Source organism: Ilyomonas limi (genome assembly GCF_005233845.1).
In the GTDB taxonomy this organism is placed as follows: domain Bacteria; phylum Bacteroidota; class Bacteroidia; order Chitinophagales; family Chitinophagaceae; genus Ilyomonas; species Ilyomonas limi.
On sequence record NZ_SZQL01000014.1, the window covers coordinates 166372 to 182636 of the forward strand.

The window sequence follows — 16265 nt, forward strand, 5'->3', positions numbered from 1 at the left end:
ATTCGTGTGTAAAACAATCTGTGCATAATGTCTGCATTATCCATGTCCTATTTCCTCATCATTCTTCTCTTTTTCTTTTTTATTCAGTAGTTCCTTATACAATTGCTCTTTTTGGTCCCACTGAAATTTTTTATAAAAAATAGCAACGAACACAACGATGGCGAGAATAGCAATAGTCAACACATTCGGGTTTAATTCGGAGTTGGCTACCATATCTGCCTGCTGGTACCACTGCCGTGTTACCACCGATGCCACAATACCAATAGCAAGCAGCAAACCTGCCGGCAAGCCAACGAGCAACTGCCGGAATAACTTTTTTTCACGGTCGCGGTTCTGCTGCCAGTACTCTACAAAACGTTGTTCCTGAGGTGTAAGCATAAAGCAATAATAATTATGCAAATATCCGCTAAGCAATTGTATATATGATAAATATGCACAAAATTTGAGGCAGTTATAACAGGCATTATCTTTACCCGGAGAATAAAAAAATAAACCGTGCATAAATACGACTACTATATTCAGGACTACTTGCTAAATGAGGGCGGATTTTCGGCAGAACATATTGGTGAGTTTAAGGCAATAAAGCAGAGTGACAATACGATGCCGGCGGTCAGTTTTATATATGATAAACATGCCGGCACATCGCAAGGCTTGGTAGCTTTTGTTGCCGATAAAGAGCATAAAAGCAAGGTGGTTATCGGGTTTGATTTAGAGGCTTACTTTGATGAAGCAAGGCAGTTTATGAATACCGGCAAACCCTGGATAATACCCGGCATTGGCCAATTGCAGATGAACATGAACCGGGAGTATGAGCTGGTGCCGGAGCAGGAAGAACAGGCTGCCGCACTGGAAAGAAAACGTGCCATACAAAGTAGCCACCCTGCCAACGAGTATGGTTTAGAACGAACAGATGTACCTAATGACAACCGGGCAGGTGTTATTTTGCTTACACTGCTGCTGATTGCAGCATTGGGTTTTGGAGCTTATTATTTGTATTCCAATCAGCAGGAAGCAGAGCCGGGTACTGCTGTTGCCGATACGGCAACTACGAAAGCAGATACGATGGTGACTGTGCCACCTTCCTCCAATATGAACAATACGGTTACAACTACTACACCGCCAGCTACTCAGCAGCCGATAGATACTGCCGCTGTACCAGCAACGAATAGTAGCGGAACAATGAATGTGCAATTTGTGATTACAAGAACAACGAATACAGCTTATGCGTATAAAAGGTATAATCAATTAAAATCTTATGGAATTGCGGTAATTATGGATAGTGTACAGCGCGATACGAGTATGTTGTACAAATTGTATCTTACCAAAACATTAGCGCCCACCGATACGGCAAGAGTAAAGGATTCGTTGACTGTATATTTTGGTAAGCCGGTGAGGATCGGGGAGGTGAAGTAAGGAGTAATAATTGTAACTGGGCATAATCTTTTTCTATTACTTATTCGCTTTCTACTGACTTGATAAATCTTTATAGCTAATCACTTACAGATTGTTATTAAAGAGAAGATAATAAGGTTGTTTTACTTCTCTTTACCTGTATGTTAAAGATTATAAGGTCTTTTATGTATAACTGCTGATTGCTTTTAATACAAGCAGGAAAGGAAAATCTGAAATGAATCAATCCTTTTACCCTGTGCCCTCCGTGCATAAACTCCTGCTACTTTTTGGCTCAAAAAAGCACTCGGTTAAAAGCTGAACGGGGATATTACAGTTCAAGTGTGCAACGCAACTACAGTTCAATAGGAGCGCCGCTGTTCGGTCCTGCAAAAAATAAAAAGCCCCGAAATTTCGGGGCTTTTGTATAAAGGAAACAGATGAATATTAATAATCCATACCGCCCATGCCGCCTGGCATACCGCCCGGAGCAGCAGCCGTTTTAGGCTCTGGCTTGTCGGCAACAACTGCTTCGGTAGTGAGCAACATACCGGCAATAGAAGCTGCGTTTTCCAAAGCAATACGCGTTACTTTAGTTGGGTCAATTACACCGGCTGCAAACAGGTTTTCATATTCTTCACTGTAAGCATTAAAGCCGTAATCGCCCTGACCTTCTTTTACTTTCTGTACGATAATGCTGCCTTCCATACCACTGTTGGCAACAATCTGGCGAAGTGGTTCTTCGATAGCGCGCTTAACGATAGCAATACCCGTAGTTTCATCTTCGTTGCCACCTTTTAATGTTTCGAGAGCCGAAGTAGCACGGATGTAAGCAACGCCGCCGCCTGGTACAATACCTTCTTCTACAGCAGCACGTGTAGCATGCAGTGCATCATCTACACGGTCTTTCTTTTCTTTCATTTCTACTTCGGTAGCAGCACCAATATATAATACAGCTACACCGCCGGCTAACTTAGCCAAACGTTCCTGTAGTTTTTCTTTGTCGTAGTCAGAAGTGGTAGTACCAATCTGAGATTTGATTTGATTAACGCGGGCTGCAATTTCATTTTCATCGCCTTTGCCGCCAACGATAGTCGTATTGTCTTTGTTGATGGTTACAGAATCTGCTTTACCTAAATAAGCTTCGGTAGCATTTTCCAGTTTATAACCCTGGTCTTCGCTGATAACAATACCACCAGTTAAAGTAGCAATATCCTGCAGCATTTCTTTACGACGGTCACCAAAGCCTGGTGCTTTTACAGCAGCTACTTTAAGCGTACCACGCAATTTGTTTACTACTAAAGTTGCTAATGCTTCCCCTTCTAAATCTTCTGCAATAATCAATAACGGACGACCGCTTTGTGCAGATTTTTCGAGGATAGGAAGGATATCTTTCATAGAAGAAATCTTCTTATCATAGATCAGGATAGATGGATTCTGCAGTTCAGCTTCCATTTTTTCGCTGTTGGTAACGAAGTATGGAGAGATATAACCACGGTCGAACTGCATACCTTCTACTACATCTACCGAAGTATCGGTGCCTTTTGCTTCTTCCACAGTAATAACGCCTTCCTTACCTACTTTACCAAATGCTTCTGCAATCAGTTTACCAATGGTTTCGTCGTTATTAGCAGAAATAGCAGCCACTTGCTCAATTTTCTGGCTGTCGCTGCCTACTGTTTGAGACTGTGCTTTAAGGCTGGCAACAACTGCTGCAACTGCTTTGTCGATGCCACGTTTCAAATCCATTGGATTAGCGCCGGCAGCTACATTTTTCAAACCTTCGCTAATAATAGACTGTGCCAACACGGTAGCAGTAGTAGTACCATCACCGGCAATATCAGCAGTTTTGCTGGCTACTTCTTTTACCATTTGTGCACCCATGTTTTCAATGGGGTCTTCCAATTCTATTTCTTTGGCTACGGTTACACCGTCTTTAGTGATAGCAGGTGCACCAAACTTCTTTTCAATTACTACGTTGCGACCTTTAGGTCCAAGGGTTACTTTTACGGCATTGGCAAGGGTGTCAACACCTTTTTTCATTTTATTTCTTGCTTCAATATCGAAGAAGAGTTGTTTAGACATATTTTATGCCCCTAACCCCTGAAGGGGAATTTTTATACTGCAGAGGCGTGCAGTTTTTATTTTTAGGTAAATAAGGTTTGTTAAACTAATATAGCTCCCTTTGGGCTGGGCTACACTATAGCGAGGATATCGCTTTCTCTCATAATTAAATAGTCATTGCCATCAATCTGTATTTCGGTGCCTGCATATTTGCCGTACAATACAGTATCGCCTTCTTTTACAGTTACTGGTTCATCTTTCTTGCCGGGGCCGGCAGCTACCACGGTACCGCGTTGTGGTTTTTCTTTGGCGGTATCGGGAATGATTAAGCCCGAAGACGTTTTTTCTTCTGCCGGAGCAGGTTTCACTATTACCCTGTCGTGCAGCGGAGTTACATTCAGTTTGTCAGCCATAATTATTAGGTTTTAAAATTTACGTTTTAAAATGATGTTTTCCTGTCCACAATTTTTTTGCCATCGCATAGTATAAAGTCAAAATTGCATAAAGCATGGCAGTAGAAAGGTGTGCAAAGAAAATGGTTTGTAAGGCTGTGACAAAATTTCATTTTGGAGGAAATGTAACAGTGGCGGGGAATGTGGGCGTTTTTGAGAGTGGTTTTTAAAGATAAGTTTGAATTTGGAAGCCATTATTCTGGAATTACCGTCATTTTTAGCTTGCCTTGCTATGGCCTACGCTGCGGCTTTCCCGATGAACCGGAAAAGCCGCAGCGTAGGCCGGCTATAATTAAATTTTCTTGTTGGCAGCAATTCCGGAATGACAGACTAAGATGCATCTTTGCTCATTAACAATTAATAACAGTATTCAACAAGGTCATTCTCTTAAAAACAAAATTCCTTTTTACATAATAAATAACGCTGCTCTGCCAAGCAGCTTTTAAAACACCCAACCGAAAGGTGTATCTTCGCGCCGCAAAAAGTTCTTTACAAAAACATGATTAGCAGAAGAAATATACGTGTGAAAGTGATGCAGATGCTGTATGCATTGGAAACGATGGAAGATACGACAGGAAAAACAGACCCGGTGAAAAGCCTGCGGCAAAAGCTGGACGAAAGCAGTGAATTATTTACTTACCTCGTACACTTCATCACCCAGGTGGCGCGCTATGCCGAAACAGATGCCCGCCTGCGTGCTTCCAAAAATTTAGTAACCGAAGAAGACCGTAATGTAAATACGAAAATTGCCGGCAACCAGTTGCTCTGGAAAATACTGGAAAATCCCGGTTTCGGCAGTGCCGTTAGCCATTTTAATGTTGCCCGTGTGGACGATGAGGGTATGGTGAGAAAGGTGTATCTGGAGTTAGTTCAATCAGATATTTACAAGACTTATATACAAAAACTCTCGCGCGAAAAGGGGGAAGAGAAGAGTATATTGCAATATATTTTTACCGATTTGATGTTGCCCGATGAAGCATTTACATCGTTTATAGAAGAGCAGTTTACCAACTGGCAGGATGATGCCGAGATGATGCAACAATTGGTATTGAATTATTTAAATAAACCCACCGGTTTTGAAGTAGCTACTTTTGTAACCACCGATAAATGGCAGTTTGCGCGCGAATTGCTTACCAGCGTGCTGAATAAAAAAGAATACGTGGTTGGATTAATAAAACCACGCCTCAAAAACTGGGATGCCGACCGTATTGCTGTACTGGATATGATTCTTTTACAAATGGGTGTGTGCGAATTGTTGTATTTCGAAACCATTCCGCCTAAAGTAACGATTAATGAATATATAGATATTGCCAAGGAATACAGCACACAGCAAAGCGGACATTTCATCAATGGCATATTAGATGCGATTCATAAAGATTTGCTCCGCGAAAATAAAATTCATAAAATAGCTTTTAAACAAAACACTAACGGATAAGGGAGTAATTTGCGCCCGCAAATACAGTGGTATGAAAAGTTTTTTATTAATTATAATTGGCGGTGCATTGCTGGCATCCACAGCCTGCAACAATGGCAACGCCAACAGTGCAACAGCTGCCGGCAGCAATGCCCAGCAGGATACGGCTAATTTTACCACCGCCGTATGGACCGATTCGCTGCAAAACTTTGGTACGGTAGAAAAAGGCAAACAGGTGAAGATTGTGTTTCATGTAAAAAATACCGGCGACAAACCGCTGTTTATTACATCTGCCAATCCAAGCTGTGGCTGCACCGTAGCCGATTACACCAAAAGTGCTATACCCAGCGGCGAAACCGGCGAAGTAACAGCTAACTTTGACAGCAATCATGGTGCGGCCGGAAAAATTCACAAGAGCATTGCCGTGGTAAGCAATACCAATCCTGCGCGTACCACGCTTGTTTTTGAAGGGCAGGTAGAAGCAGCAAAACAATAACCATTTAAATCAAAGACAAATGATATACAACACCGTTTTATTGTCAGCCAGTGCCAGCGGCCAACCATCCAGCGGCGGCTCTTTTCAGTTAATCATGATGGGTGCCATCATCCTCGTATTCTGGCTTTTTATGATACGCCCGCAGGCAAAAAAGGCTAAAGAGCAAAAGAAATTTATTGAAAATATGGGCAAAGGCGACCGTATTGTAACGATTGCCGGTATTCATGGCACCATTAATAAAGTAAATGAAGACGGTACCATACAGTTGGAGGTAAGCCCCGGCAGCTATATGAAGATAGAAAAATCAGCCATCAGCCAGGAGTGGACGGCTGCTCTTAATAAAGCAAACGCTGCTGCAACGGCTGTAGAAAAGAAATAAGTATTATAGCAAAAGAATTTATTAACCGGAAGTGTTCCCTTCCGGTTTCTTTTTATCTATGGGTTGTTATGCCCACCTGCCGGCAATATTCCAAAACAGGGCAGATTGAGCAATGTGGTGCTCTGCCGGTGCAAATATGTTTGCCAAAAGGCATGAGTAAACGGTTTATATCTATCCACTTCTTTTTATCTACCTTTTCTTCCAGCGCCAGCATGGTTTGCTCGGGCTGGCTTGTTTGCACAAAGCCCCAGCGGTTTACCACCCGATGCACATGAATATCTACGCTGATGGCAGCCTGCTGTGTAGCAACACCCAAAGCCAGATTAGCACATTTAGGACCAACTCCTTTTATAGCCGTTAATACATCAAAGTCGGCAGGCAACTCGCCGTTATATTCTTCTATTGCTTTATGAGCAATGCTTAATATTGTTCCTGCTTTTTGGTGCGGAAAGGTAGTGTCATATAATAAATCGGCTAATTCATTCAAAGACAATCTGGCAATTTCTTCAGGTGTTCTTCCTTTTTGGAATAGACGATAGGATACAGGAATAGTAGTTTCGTCTAATGTTCTAATGGAAACAATGCAGGAGATCAGTTGTTCAAATACAGTAGTAAAGCCTTCTTCGTATAATTGGAACATGGCAGCCTTTGGATATTGTGCAACCGCTTTTTCAATGCGGTGGAGCATTGTGTTAAGGTCAAAAGGCTTTTTCATGATGTATTAAAAAAGCAACAATCTTACCAACTGGAAAAGTCAAACAAAATACAAAAGGCTTAACCTGGATTGGTTAAGCCTTTTGTATAAGATGAAAAACAGGAAGATTAGTAACGATAAAATTCAGATTTAAACGGACCATTTTTGCTAATGCCTAAATACTCCGCTTGTTTGTTTGTCAGCTCGTCCAGCTCTACGCCAATTTTTGCTAAGTGCAGGCGGGCAACTTTTTCATCCAGATGCTTGGGCAGTACATACACTTTGTTTTCGTAGGCTTGTCCGTTTGTCCACAATTCTATTTGTGCCAATACCTGGTTAGTAAACGAGTTACTCATTACAAAGCTGGGGTGACCGGTAGCGCAGCCAAGGTTTACCAAACGTCCTTCGGCCAATACAATCACTTCTTTACCGTCTATATCGTACAAGTCAACCTGCGGTTTGATGGTATCTTTGGTATTGCCATAATTTTCGTTCAGCCAGGCCATATCAATCTCAATATCAAAGTGGCCGATATTGCACACAATAGCTTTGTCTTTCATCAGGCGGAAATGCTTTTCGGTAATCAAATCGCGGCAGCCGCTGGCAGTTACAATAATATCACCTTCTTTTACTGCATCAATCATTTTCTTTACTTCATAGCCGTCCATGGCCGCCTGTAACGCGCAAATAGGGTCAATTTCTGTAACAATTACACGGCAACCGGCGCCACGCAACGAAGCAGCAGAACCCTTACCCACATCGCCATAACCACCAACAACCGCTACTTTACCAGCCATCATTACATCGGTAGCACGGCGTATTGCATCTACCAACGATTCTTTACAGCCGTACTTATTGTCAAATTTACTCTTTGTTACAGAGTCATTAATGTTTATTGCAGGAATTGGTAGTGTACCTTTTGTCATTCTTTCGTACAGGCGGTGTACACCGGTCGTAGTTTCTTCCGAGATGCCTTTTACATGCTGTACCAGTTCGGGATATTTATCCAATACCATGTTGGTAAGATCACCGCCATCATCCAGAATCATATTAAGCGGGCGGTCTTCGCTGCCAAAAAACAGCGTTTGTTCTATACACCAGTCCGCTTCTTCCAATGTTTCGCCTTTCCATGCAAACACAGGAACACCGGCAGCTGCAATAGCCGCAGCAGCATGGTCTTGCGTAGAAAAGATATTGCACGAACTCCAGCGCACTTCGGCACCCAAAGCTACCAATGTTTCAATCAGCACCGCCGTTTGAATGGTCATGTGCAGGCAGCCTGCAATGCGCGCACCTTTTAGCGGCTGCGAAGCGCCATATTCGGCACGCAGTGCCATCAAGCCGGGCATTTCCGCTTCGGCAAGGCGTATTTCTTTACGTCCCCACGGAGCGAGGCTCATATCGGCTACCTTGTATTGAAGGTCAAAATCAATTCCTTGTTTTGTGATTGCTGACATACTTATTTTATTTAGATTGCAAAAGTACACGGATAGTATATTATTCTGAACTGTTGTAAAAATTTAGAATAATTTTCTATTTATTGCTTTTTAGAATCATAAACGCCTGTTTTGCCATGAATAAAGTGAATAAAAAAGAAGATACAACTATTCAGGAGATTTTATTGGACGAAAAGGATTATGCCATCCTGCACCTGTTGCAGCAAAATGCGCGCACAACGGTGAAAGAGATTGCAGATAAAATTCACTTAAGCACCACACCGGTGCATGAGCGCATTAAAAGAATGGAAGCCAGTGGTGTAATAAAGCAATACGCTACTATTGTAGATAATACAAAAGTAAAGAAAGGATTAATGGTCATTTGCTATGTATCGCTAAAGCAACACAGTAAGAATGCAGGCGTGAAATTTATAAAGGTAATTAATGAACTGAACGAGATAATTGAATGCTACAGCATTTCGGGCGAGTTTGATTTTATGCTGAAGGTGATGTGCGAAGACATGAACGCTTATTATGATTTTCATGTAAATAAGCTAAGCTCAATTGAAAACATTGGACATGTGCAAAGCGTGTTTGTGATGGGGGTTATCAAGCAAACGCACCAGTTGGTATATGGGTGATAAATAAGTGAAAATAAGGCATTTACTTTCCTTTTTCTACTTTAATTGGTGGCATGAAAGTCATAATTAAAATGAAAATCGAAACTGCCATCAGCAAATAAATACCCGCTTTTTTTTGCGGACATTCGCCCCCGTGGCAAACCGACATCAGCAGGTAATTGCGCATGCTCCATGCAACGTTGATAGCCGCAATAATCACATTCGTTCTTTTTGCCCAGATTTTTGGAATAATAAAAAACAAACTCATTACCCCGCTTAAAACAATATTGATCAGGCCCGGCTTGCCATAATCTTGCACGGCCGAATTCATGCCTGTAATCAATATATTTGGTTCTGCCACCAAACTCCAGGGCATAAAACAAATGAGTACTTGCCCTATACAAGCCAGTAATCCAATTAATTGCGAATATTTCATGAAAGAAGTATTGTTTTTGGGTAGAAGCTATGTTGTGCGCCGAAAATATAAAAACCTATAAAGCGGTAAAGCCTTATAGGTTTAATGTATGGAGGTCGAAAGCGGATCTCATCCTCATATATTAAATATTTTATTTTCAGACGTTTATGAGAGGGTGCTTGAATGAGGTACAATTTGGGTACAATTTGAATTTTCCAAATTAGTTAACCAATTTTAATCATATTAATTAAGAGTTAAAGAATTATTAATTTAAATTTAATTAATATATTTTGTGGTTTTAAGCCCGAATTTTACCTTGTAACAGCCTCTCACGCTGGTTAAAATTTAAGTTACTGCGGCGAAGCTAAATAAATTTTTTCTCCCTTTTGCATCTATACATCAATGTTAGCTGGGGGAACCTTTATCCGGTTGATTGTTTGCATTTTGGTTTGCATAGTTTCTATACCGCTCTAAAAGGAACATTGGATGAATAGATTCTAATAGATATTCAAGCTCTCTTGTTCTTCCTTCTACTGTTCTGTACTTTACAAGCTTATTTCTTCGGGCATTTAAAAAATCATTTCTATGCCAGCCGGTTACTTGTGAAATTACATCTACACTTACCCATGTTTCCTTTGGAACAGGCGGCAGCTTTTCTATTAAATGATTAAGTTTACTATGCACCCTTGCAAACTCCTTTTTAAGGTCAATTTTATCGTTATTCATACATTAAGTTTCATTGGTTGGTACATTAGTTTAAAAAGCTCGTCATAGGTGTTTTCTTCGTAACTACACCGAACACCTTGTCTGCAAATGACTTTACCCGGTATTCGTTAGTGCTCACATTAGCAAACTGGTATTGTACGGTTTCCCCATCCCTCGAAATGATAGTTAGGAGTGATTCTTTGATGACATCAGATAATGATGATTTGGGATACAGCCATCCGGCTATTATGCCGAGAGGCAGGAAAAAAAATGCTACTGCTGGTGTTTTAGTAGCAAAAGCCACTGCTATTCCAAGTGAGGCGCAATACAACATGCCAAAGAGCATCGGGGCTATTTGCTTCCTTCTGCTTTCTTTTCTTACCTGTTCATTATACGACTGAGTATCCTCATATACATCAATGGCAAGGATGTCCTTCAATGGGTAGCTGTCTTCTTTAGTTTCGGTAATAATGATTAACTGGTCAGAGGTGAGGAGGGTGGTAAGTCCTTGTATCATACACTGAGCAAGGATGGTTTCATCTTCTTTGAGCTTAATGGACATAGGTTATGATTTAAATCTCCCTGTGTCCCTCAGAGTAGGTGATGAGATAGGCATAAATAATCAGCGTGGGACATTATAGCTACCGATTCCGAGGTACTGGCATACCTTAACCCAATAGACAATAAGCCCACGCCTTTCACGTGAGCGCTACTGCTTCATTCTTGGGTTAATGGAAAAGTGCCAGTTTTCGGAGTCCAGAAATCAGCTAAACGCTAATTATATGTTTGATGATGTACGTTTTTACATGTTTACATAGGCAATATATTTTGCGATGTGAAAGTAGTGGTATTTTTTCATAAAATAAAGAATTGAACAGTTTTAGGATGAAATACGTATATTCGTAATGTTCTATATAACAAGTAGTTATGGTAGGGCTCTGACTGAAAGCAAGGTCGGAGTTCTATCATTTACACCCTGTAATAGATCTCTTTCAAAGCTTTGGTTGGAGTTCTATCACCTAAAAAACACTTACAAATGAATATAGACATCAAAATGCTGCTTCAATACTTAGCGGATAAACATACCTACCGAGTTGACTACCTTTCACCAAATGTGGATACCTCATTCAGCATTATGCCCCGGCAGTATCTCAGCTATGCTCAGAAGGATTTAGAGAGTGGCTATGAACACCAGTACATCAACGCGCTCTCTAACATGAACCGTGCGCTGATTTGCCAGATAAACCGATTATTGAAGCTATTAGGGTACTACAATCAATCAAGGGAGGAACAGTGGTCGTTTGTCAAAAAGGTACAATTAATTCGGGAGTTTGGAATTAGCCTGCCCAGAGATGTAAAAAAGTCAAACAGTCACCGCAATACAATGGAGCATTGGCATAACATCCCAGACCCGGCAATGGTATTAAATTCTTTAAATATAATTTCTAAGTTTATTGAGCATACAGATTTCTTTGCCTCCGCTATTAAACATACGACTGTTTACTGCAATGACTCAAAACCATACTTTGCAGCCGGGAGTATGGTAAGGATAGACATATCTAAATCAAACGCAAGTATAAATATTCTGGTAGGGGAAGAGGTGTTCAAAATACATAAGGACAGTAAAGCTTACATAGAAGTATTCAGGCGTCATCTTCATAATTGCAAAAAGCCAATGCCTGCCATGACAAAAACGGTTGAGCAAGAAAAAAACGGCAGTTTGACGCCTTAAACATCTTTCTTTAGGTTCAATCCAGACTATAGTTATCAGATTTGCATAAATTTGTAAAAACAACTTTTATGGAACTCTTCCTCAAAGCAATATTAACCGTTATTTAAAAATAGCTGTTGCCTGCAGTTTTTTATAACTCCAAATTTCTTAACTATGAAACATATAATTGCTATTTTAAGACTTGTTGGAATCATTTCTCTCGTGTTATTTATCGCTCTTCGGACAATGGACTATCTAAGCATGTCTAATATTATTATGTTTATTTCAATTGGTTGCTTTGCTGTAATTATTCTTTTGCAACTCTATCGCTACTATATTCAAAATTATTTTGGGAAAGAATGAACATCCAACGAAGACTTAGTTAACCCATGTAAGAGCATTGAACAGGTTATCTTAATTGGTACGACACTATCATCAGGTAGGTAGTCCACGTTTCACTCAGAACAGGAGTTGCAATCGTGCGCCTAAAGAAAGAGTGGTCATTTTACCACCTGAATTTGTTTTAATTTACAGCTTTTACAGTGGTTGTATCTTCGTCGTGTGAGTACCTTGCAAGTTGTGTCGAAACGACCAAAAGCTGTAAATTGAAATAAGAGTGTACAATACAAACAATGCGATAATAACCCAGATGACTGTTTTGCTGATTTTGATTATCATAGACTATATGTTTGAATACTCTCATGCAAATCATAAAAAAATTTGCAAGTTGCGCTATCTACTTGTCAATTCAATGCGTGTTGAAGTTGAAAATACCATATTGTCATCATGACCGCCTGAATAATGATTTTACTTTACCATCAATCCAGTCTGCTAACCGGTCATCCTTATCATACCTTTCTTTGCCAATCATTGTACAGACAAGCGCAGCGAGTGCACCGGTAACTTTTACCCACCCAGCTATATTATCTGGAAACAACCTGTATAAGTAGAAAGCAGTTGTAAGTCCGATTAGCCAGATTGACCAAAGCCATGCTGGAACTTTACTGTTTTTGATAGGTGTGTTGTTAAGTTTCATAAGGAAGGCTTTATTCACAAAATAATGAATTTTTCATGAACAAGAGGAGCTTTAATGGTCTAAAGCAATATATTTGACTAAACAAAACTAACGATGAGCATCGAAAATGGTGTTGAAGCCCGTAGAAAAGAAGATAGACTTATAGAAGTACAACGACGTTTCAAAAATTTGATTCAGACAAGTGAACAGGTTGGTGATTTATATTCTATAAATTATGAAACTGCACGAGTCATTATCCATGATACAGATCGAAAAAAAGTTGGAGGCATTCCAAGTCTTTGCTTCTTAATTGCTACACGTATAAGCCCTGTTGCAGACTCTTTCAAAACAATTGATTATAATTCAGAAGACGCCTCTTTTGTTTTGTTAAGAGTCATGGATAGTGCTCCATTGCCGCAAGACAAAGAAGCTGAAAGGATTAGAGTTGAAACCGCGCAACGAATTAGTGGTGAACCGGAACGACATTGGGATAGCGATGGTGCAATGGATGCAAAAACACGAAGTTTGTTAGGCTACGCTGGAGTTCAATGCCGTATAATAGGGACTTTCTTTCTCGAAGAGGATTTATCCAATCCATCAGGCCCCCTCAAATTGAAATTTGGAAGTGATATTTCCAACTACTATCCTAATAGAGGACTTAAAGTTTATAAACCAAATTCAGATGCACTGAAAGAGATTGTGAACTACGCAGACCCTTCAAACATTAAAGCTCATATTGATAGATATGGGAATACAAAAAAGGTAAAGCTTGGATATGTACGATATGCTTCTACGAATCGACAATACCAAAAAATAGACAATGTACCTGTTTACATTTACCCAGCCGATTTACTTAGTCAAAAATCCGCATTATTTGGGATGACAAGAACTGGTAAGTCCAATACAACTAAAATTATTGCGAAATCAGTTTATGAGTTGAGAATTTGCGACGCTTCAAACGACAGTCCTTTAAGAATAGGGCAAATCATTTTTGATCCTAATGGTGAATACGCTAATGAAAATTCACAAGATAAAGATGGAAGTGGAAACCCAAATGCTTTAAAAAATGTGTGGAGGAAAGATATTCAACTTAAAAGGAAGGCAGATGAATTGAAATTAAAATATAAAGCCGAAAATAATATAGAAGAAAAGAAAAAAATATTAGGTCAAATCAAACAAGCGATAGAGTCCGAAGTCGTCACTTATGGTATTCTTCCCCACCCCAAAGACCCTTTTAGACGGTTAATGAAGATAAACTTTTACGAACAAGAGAATTTGCAGATAGGGAAAGAAATCATTGACTTTAAGTTAGCTGAGCAATCAGCCCAGTATCTCAAAAATTTTAGGCAGGTGGTCTTCAATCCTCCAAACGAAAGTGAGTTTGAAAGGGAAAGTGAGTATCAAGGTCAACTGAGACGATATGAACGTCGGGTTCTTGTATATAGAGCGCTTCTTAACAAAGCAGGTTTTATTCCACCGAATAGGAATGTAAACATCCGTGGTATGTTTAATCAGGATTTAAGGAATGCCATGATTAATTATACAGAACGACGGTTTTCACGTAAGCAAGGTCTTATAAATGCTGCTGGTCAAGTTTTAAGTCAGGAGACTGTTAGTTGGGACAGTTTAGCACCTGCCTTCGAAGGGCTATTTCACTTCTTATCCACAGCAGAGTTTAATATTTTTAATCAGGATTATATCAATAATCATCGTGATGAAGAGTCTGGTGACACCACAGGGGAAGGGTGGGCAGAGTCGGATTTGGAAAGTCTTTTGGAAATGTTTAATTATTCAAAAGCTGTGAATCTTATTGGCGGAGTAAGTACTCAGCACACTACAACAATCGGAAGTGATTACGCACAAGACATTTATAATGATTTGCTAAACGGTAAATTGGTAATCATTGACCAGTCGAGTGGAGAACCTGAATTAAATAAATCCTCTGCTACCCGGATTATGTGGCACATCTTCAAAGAAAATCAAAAATCATTTAGAAATGGTGACGAAAGTATTCCTGAAATTTTGGTCTATTTAGAGGAAGCACATAATATTTTACCTGCTGGTAATGATTTAGACTTAACGGATGTTTGGGTAAGAACAGCCAAGGAAGGAGCCAAATATCGAATAGGGATGGTGTATGCAACACAAGAGGTTAGTAGCATTCAAAGAAACATTTTAAAAAATACAGCAAATTGGTTTATAAGTCATTTAAATAACACAGACGAAACTAAAGAGTTAATTAAATATTACGATTTTGCCGATTTTGAATCATCAATTCTGCGAACGCAGGACAAAGGATTTTTAAGAGTGAAAACATTAAGCAACTTATTCGTTATTTCAGTACAGGTAGATAAATTTGAAGTCTAACAGTCATGAGTTTTGAAGGTGAATTTGCAAGCTATGAGCCTCTGCGCCGCTTATTGGATAGTGAAAAGGTTAAGTCATTGCAGTCCCGGTTTGTTATTCGTAGAAAACGGGAACACGAGGATGAATTTGATAAGGAGATAATCAAGAAGGATAATCTTCAACAGAGTCAAATTCAGCCCGACTTAATTGTTGCAATTGATGGTAGTAATCTTGTGGCCAAAGCTGAAAACGGATTTCCCGGTGCAGAATTTGGGTATATAACAGTAGCTTCTGTATTAATTGATCTTGTAAAGGTTCGTGAATGCGCCAAAGAAGAATTTATTAGCCCTAAGCAATTAAGAGATGCCGAAAAATCATCTACTATCGAAAGCGTTTTTCCGGGTTGCAATGTGATATTAGATAATGAAAAAAATGCGAAAGCCTCTTTTCGGAGGGCATTATTCGAGGAGTTACAAAACAATGTTGTCTTTTCGGACGGCGAAACATTATTGGATACTTATCATCACCTTTTCAGGCGTAAGCAAGAATTATTTCCTACTGCTCCTTTACCACAAAGTCCTATTGATGGGATTGAAGAAAAAATGACTTACGGCTTTGGAGAGTACACCTGTCCACATTCAGGCGAGACTTTATTTTCAACTGATGCTTTACGGTTGCATGAATTGATGCATGATAGCGGAAGTAATGGTGAAATGTTTGGACAGTTAATGTCAACACTTGAAAAACTTTGGCTTATTCACATTTTACGTGCTTTTGAAAGGAGAGGATGGCTGGACACACTTAGACGTGTGGCATTCGTTATGGATGGCCCCCTTGCTGTTTTTAGTACCGCTAACTGGTTGACAAGAGTTATTGAGGATGAACTTAGACGTATAAACAATTTGCAAAAACGTATAAATAATCAAGATTTGATTATTATTGGTATAGAGAAATCAGGTACATTCTTTAACCATTTTATTGATATTGATACGACAAAAGATGGTGTTGGAGATTTCGCTGATATTGACCACTCCATTTCGCTACAAGCTGACCACTGCATTTCGGAGCAAATTGACCAGGTGATTTCGCTATAAATTGACCACCTGTTTTCGGTAGAAGAGCTGCGGCT

General features: G+C 39.8%; 17 protein-coding genes. 8 read left to right on the top strand and 9 right to left on the bottom strand.

Annotation, left to right across the window (positions count from 1 at the left end; translation table 11 throughout):
• Window positions 1–36: 36 nt before the first annotated feature.
• Window positions 37–378: a hypothetical protein gene (locus FC093_RS16920; RefSeq protein WP_137262986.1), complete on the bottom strand. Its 342-nt coding sequence runs from the start codon at window positions 376–378 to the stop codon at window positions 37–39.
• 117 nt (window positions 379–495) lie between these two features.
• Between FC093_RS16920 and FC093_RS16925 the strand changes: the two genes are divergently transcribed.
• A complete protein-coding gene (locus FC093_RS16925; protein WP_137262987.1) occupies window positions 496–1413 on the top strand; it encodes a hypothetical protein in 918 nt (305 codons plus the stop codon).
• A gap of 423 nt (window positions 1414–1836) precedes the next feature.
• On the opposite strand, the gene groL is transcribed toward FC093_RS16925, so the two are convergent.
• Complete coding sequence (groL, locus tag FC093_RS16930; protein WP_137262988.1) at window positions 1837–3474, bottom strand: chaperonin GroEL; 1638 nt, start codon at window positions 3472–3474, stop codon at window positions 1837–1839.
• Window positions 3475–3584: 110 nt separating this feature from the next.
• The gene (locus FC093_RS16935) at window positions 3585–3866 is read right to left on the bottom strand and encodes a co-chaperone GroES (protein ID WP_170971128.1); all 282 of its coding nucleotides are present in this window, start codon (window positions 3864–3866) and stop codon (window positions 3585–3587) included.
• Between the two features lie 538 nt (window positions 3867–4404).
• Between FC093_RS16935 and nusB the strand changes: the two genes are divergently transcribed.
• The 3 genes from nusB to yajC are packed head-to-tail and all read left to right on the top strand — an operon-like array spanning window position 4405 to window position 6194.
• The gene (gene nusB, locus FC093_RS16940; RefSeq protein ID WP_137262990.1) at window positions 4405–5340 is read left to right on the top strand and encodes a transcription antitermination factor NusB; all 936 of its coding nucleotides are present in this window, start codon (window positions 4405–4407) and stop codon (window positions 5338–5340) included.
• 31 nt (window positions 5341–5371) lie between these two features.
• The gene (locus tag FC093_RS16945; RefSeq protein ID WP_137262991.1) at window positions 5372–5815 is read left to right on the top strand and encodes a DUF1573 domain-containing protein; all 444 of its coding nucleotides are present in this window, start codon (window positions 5372–5374) and stop codon (window positions 5813–5815) included.
• A gap of 19 nt (window positions 5816–5834) precedes the next feature.
• Window positions 5835–6194, top strand: a complete 360-nt coding sequence (yajC, locus tag FC093_RS16950) for a preprotein translocase subunit YajC (RefSeq protein ID WP_137262992.1) — start codon at window positions 5835–5837, stop codon at window positions 6192–6194.
• Between the two features lie 52 nt (window positions 6195–6246).
• Here the strand turns inward: yajC and FC093_RS16955 are convergent, their stop codons facing one another.
• Together FC093_RS16955 and ahcY are read right to left on the bottom strand one after the other, a co-directional pair.
• A complete protein-coding gene (locus FC093_RS16955; protein ID WP_137262993.1) occupies window positions 6247–6909 on the bottom strand; it encodes an endonuclease III domain-containing protein in 663 nt (220 codons plus the stop codon).
• A 107-nt stretch (window positions 6910–7016) separates the two neighbouring features.
• Window positions 7017–8345 (bottom strand): adenosylhomocysteinase, encoded by a 1329-nt coding sequence (ahcY, locus tag FC093_RS16960; protein WP_137262994.1) that lies wholly within the window; start codon window positions 8343–8345, stop codon window positions 7017–7019.
• Between the two features lie 116 nt (window positions 8346–8461).
• Between ahcY and FC093_RS16965 the strand changes: the two genes are divergently transcribed.
• Window positions 8462–8965, top strand: coding sequence for an Lrp/AsnC family transcriptional regulator (locus FC093_RS16965; protein WP_137262995.1), 504 nt, complete (start codon window positions 8462–8464; stop codon window positions 8963–8965).
• 22 nt (window positions 8966–8987) lie between these two features.
• Here the strand turns inward: FC093_RS16965 and FC093_RS16970 are convergent, their stop codons facing one another.
• From FC093_RS16970 to FC093_RS16980, 3 genes are all read right to left on the bottom strand, one after another.
• Complete coding sequence (locus tag FC093_RS16970) at window positions 8988–9380, bottom strand: hypothetical protein (RefSeq protein WP_137262996.1); 393 nt, start codon at window positions 9378–9380, stop codon at window positions 8988–8990.
• Between the two features lie 384 nt (window positions 9381–9764).
• Complete coding sequence (locus tag FC093_RS16975; protein WP_137262997.1) at window positions 9765–10085, bottom strand: hypothetical protein; 321 nt, start codon at window positions 10083–10085, stop codon at window positions 9765–9767.
• 25 nt (window positions 10086–10110) lie between these two features.
• Entirely contained in the window at window positions 10111–10626 is a 516-nt protein-coding gene (locus FC093_RS16980) for a hypothetical protein (RefSeq protein ID WP_137262998.1), read from the bottom strand.
• A gap of 474 nt (window positions 10627–11100) precedes the next feature.
• On the opposite strand from FC093_RS16980, the gene FC093_RS16985 reads away from it, so the two are divergent.
• A complete protein-coding gene (locus FC093_RS16985; protein ID WP_137262999.1) occupies window positions 11101–11796 on the top strand; it encodes a hypothetical protein in 696 nt (231 codons plus the stop codon).
• Window positions 11797–12559: 763 nt separating this feature from the next.
• Here FC093_RS16985 and FC093_RS16990 read toward each other — a convergent pair.
• Entirely contained in the window at window positions 12560–12811 is a 252-nt protein-coding gene (locus FC093_RS16990; RefSeq protein WP_137263000.1) for a hypothetical protein, read from the bottom strand.
• Window positions 12812–12904: 93 nt separating this feature from the next.
• Between FC093_RS16990 and FC093_RS16995 the strand changes: the two genes are divergently transcribed.
• Both FC093_RS16995 and FC093_RS17000 read left to right on the top strand, forming a co-directional pair.
• Window positions 12905–15157, top strand: a complete 2253-nt coding sequence (locus FC093_RS16995) for a helicase HerA domain-containing protein (RefSeq protein WP_137263001.1) — start codon at window positions 12905–12907, stop codon at window positions 15155–15157.
• A 5-nt stretch (window positions 15158–15162) separates the two neighbouring features.
• Window positions 15163–16230 (top strand): DNA double-strand break repair nuclease NurA, encoded by a 1068-nt coding sequence (locus tag FC093_RS17000; RefSeq protein ID WP_137263002.1) that lies wholly within the window; start codon window positions 15163–15165, stop codon window positions 16228–16230.
• Window positions 16231–16265 lie beyond the last annotated feature (35 nt).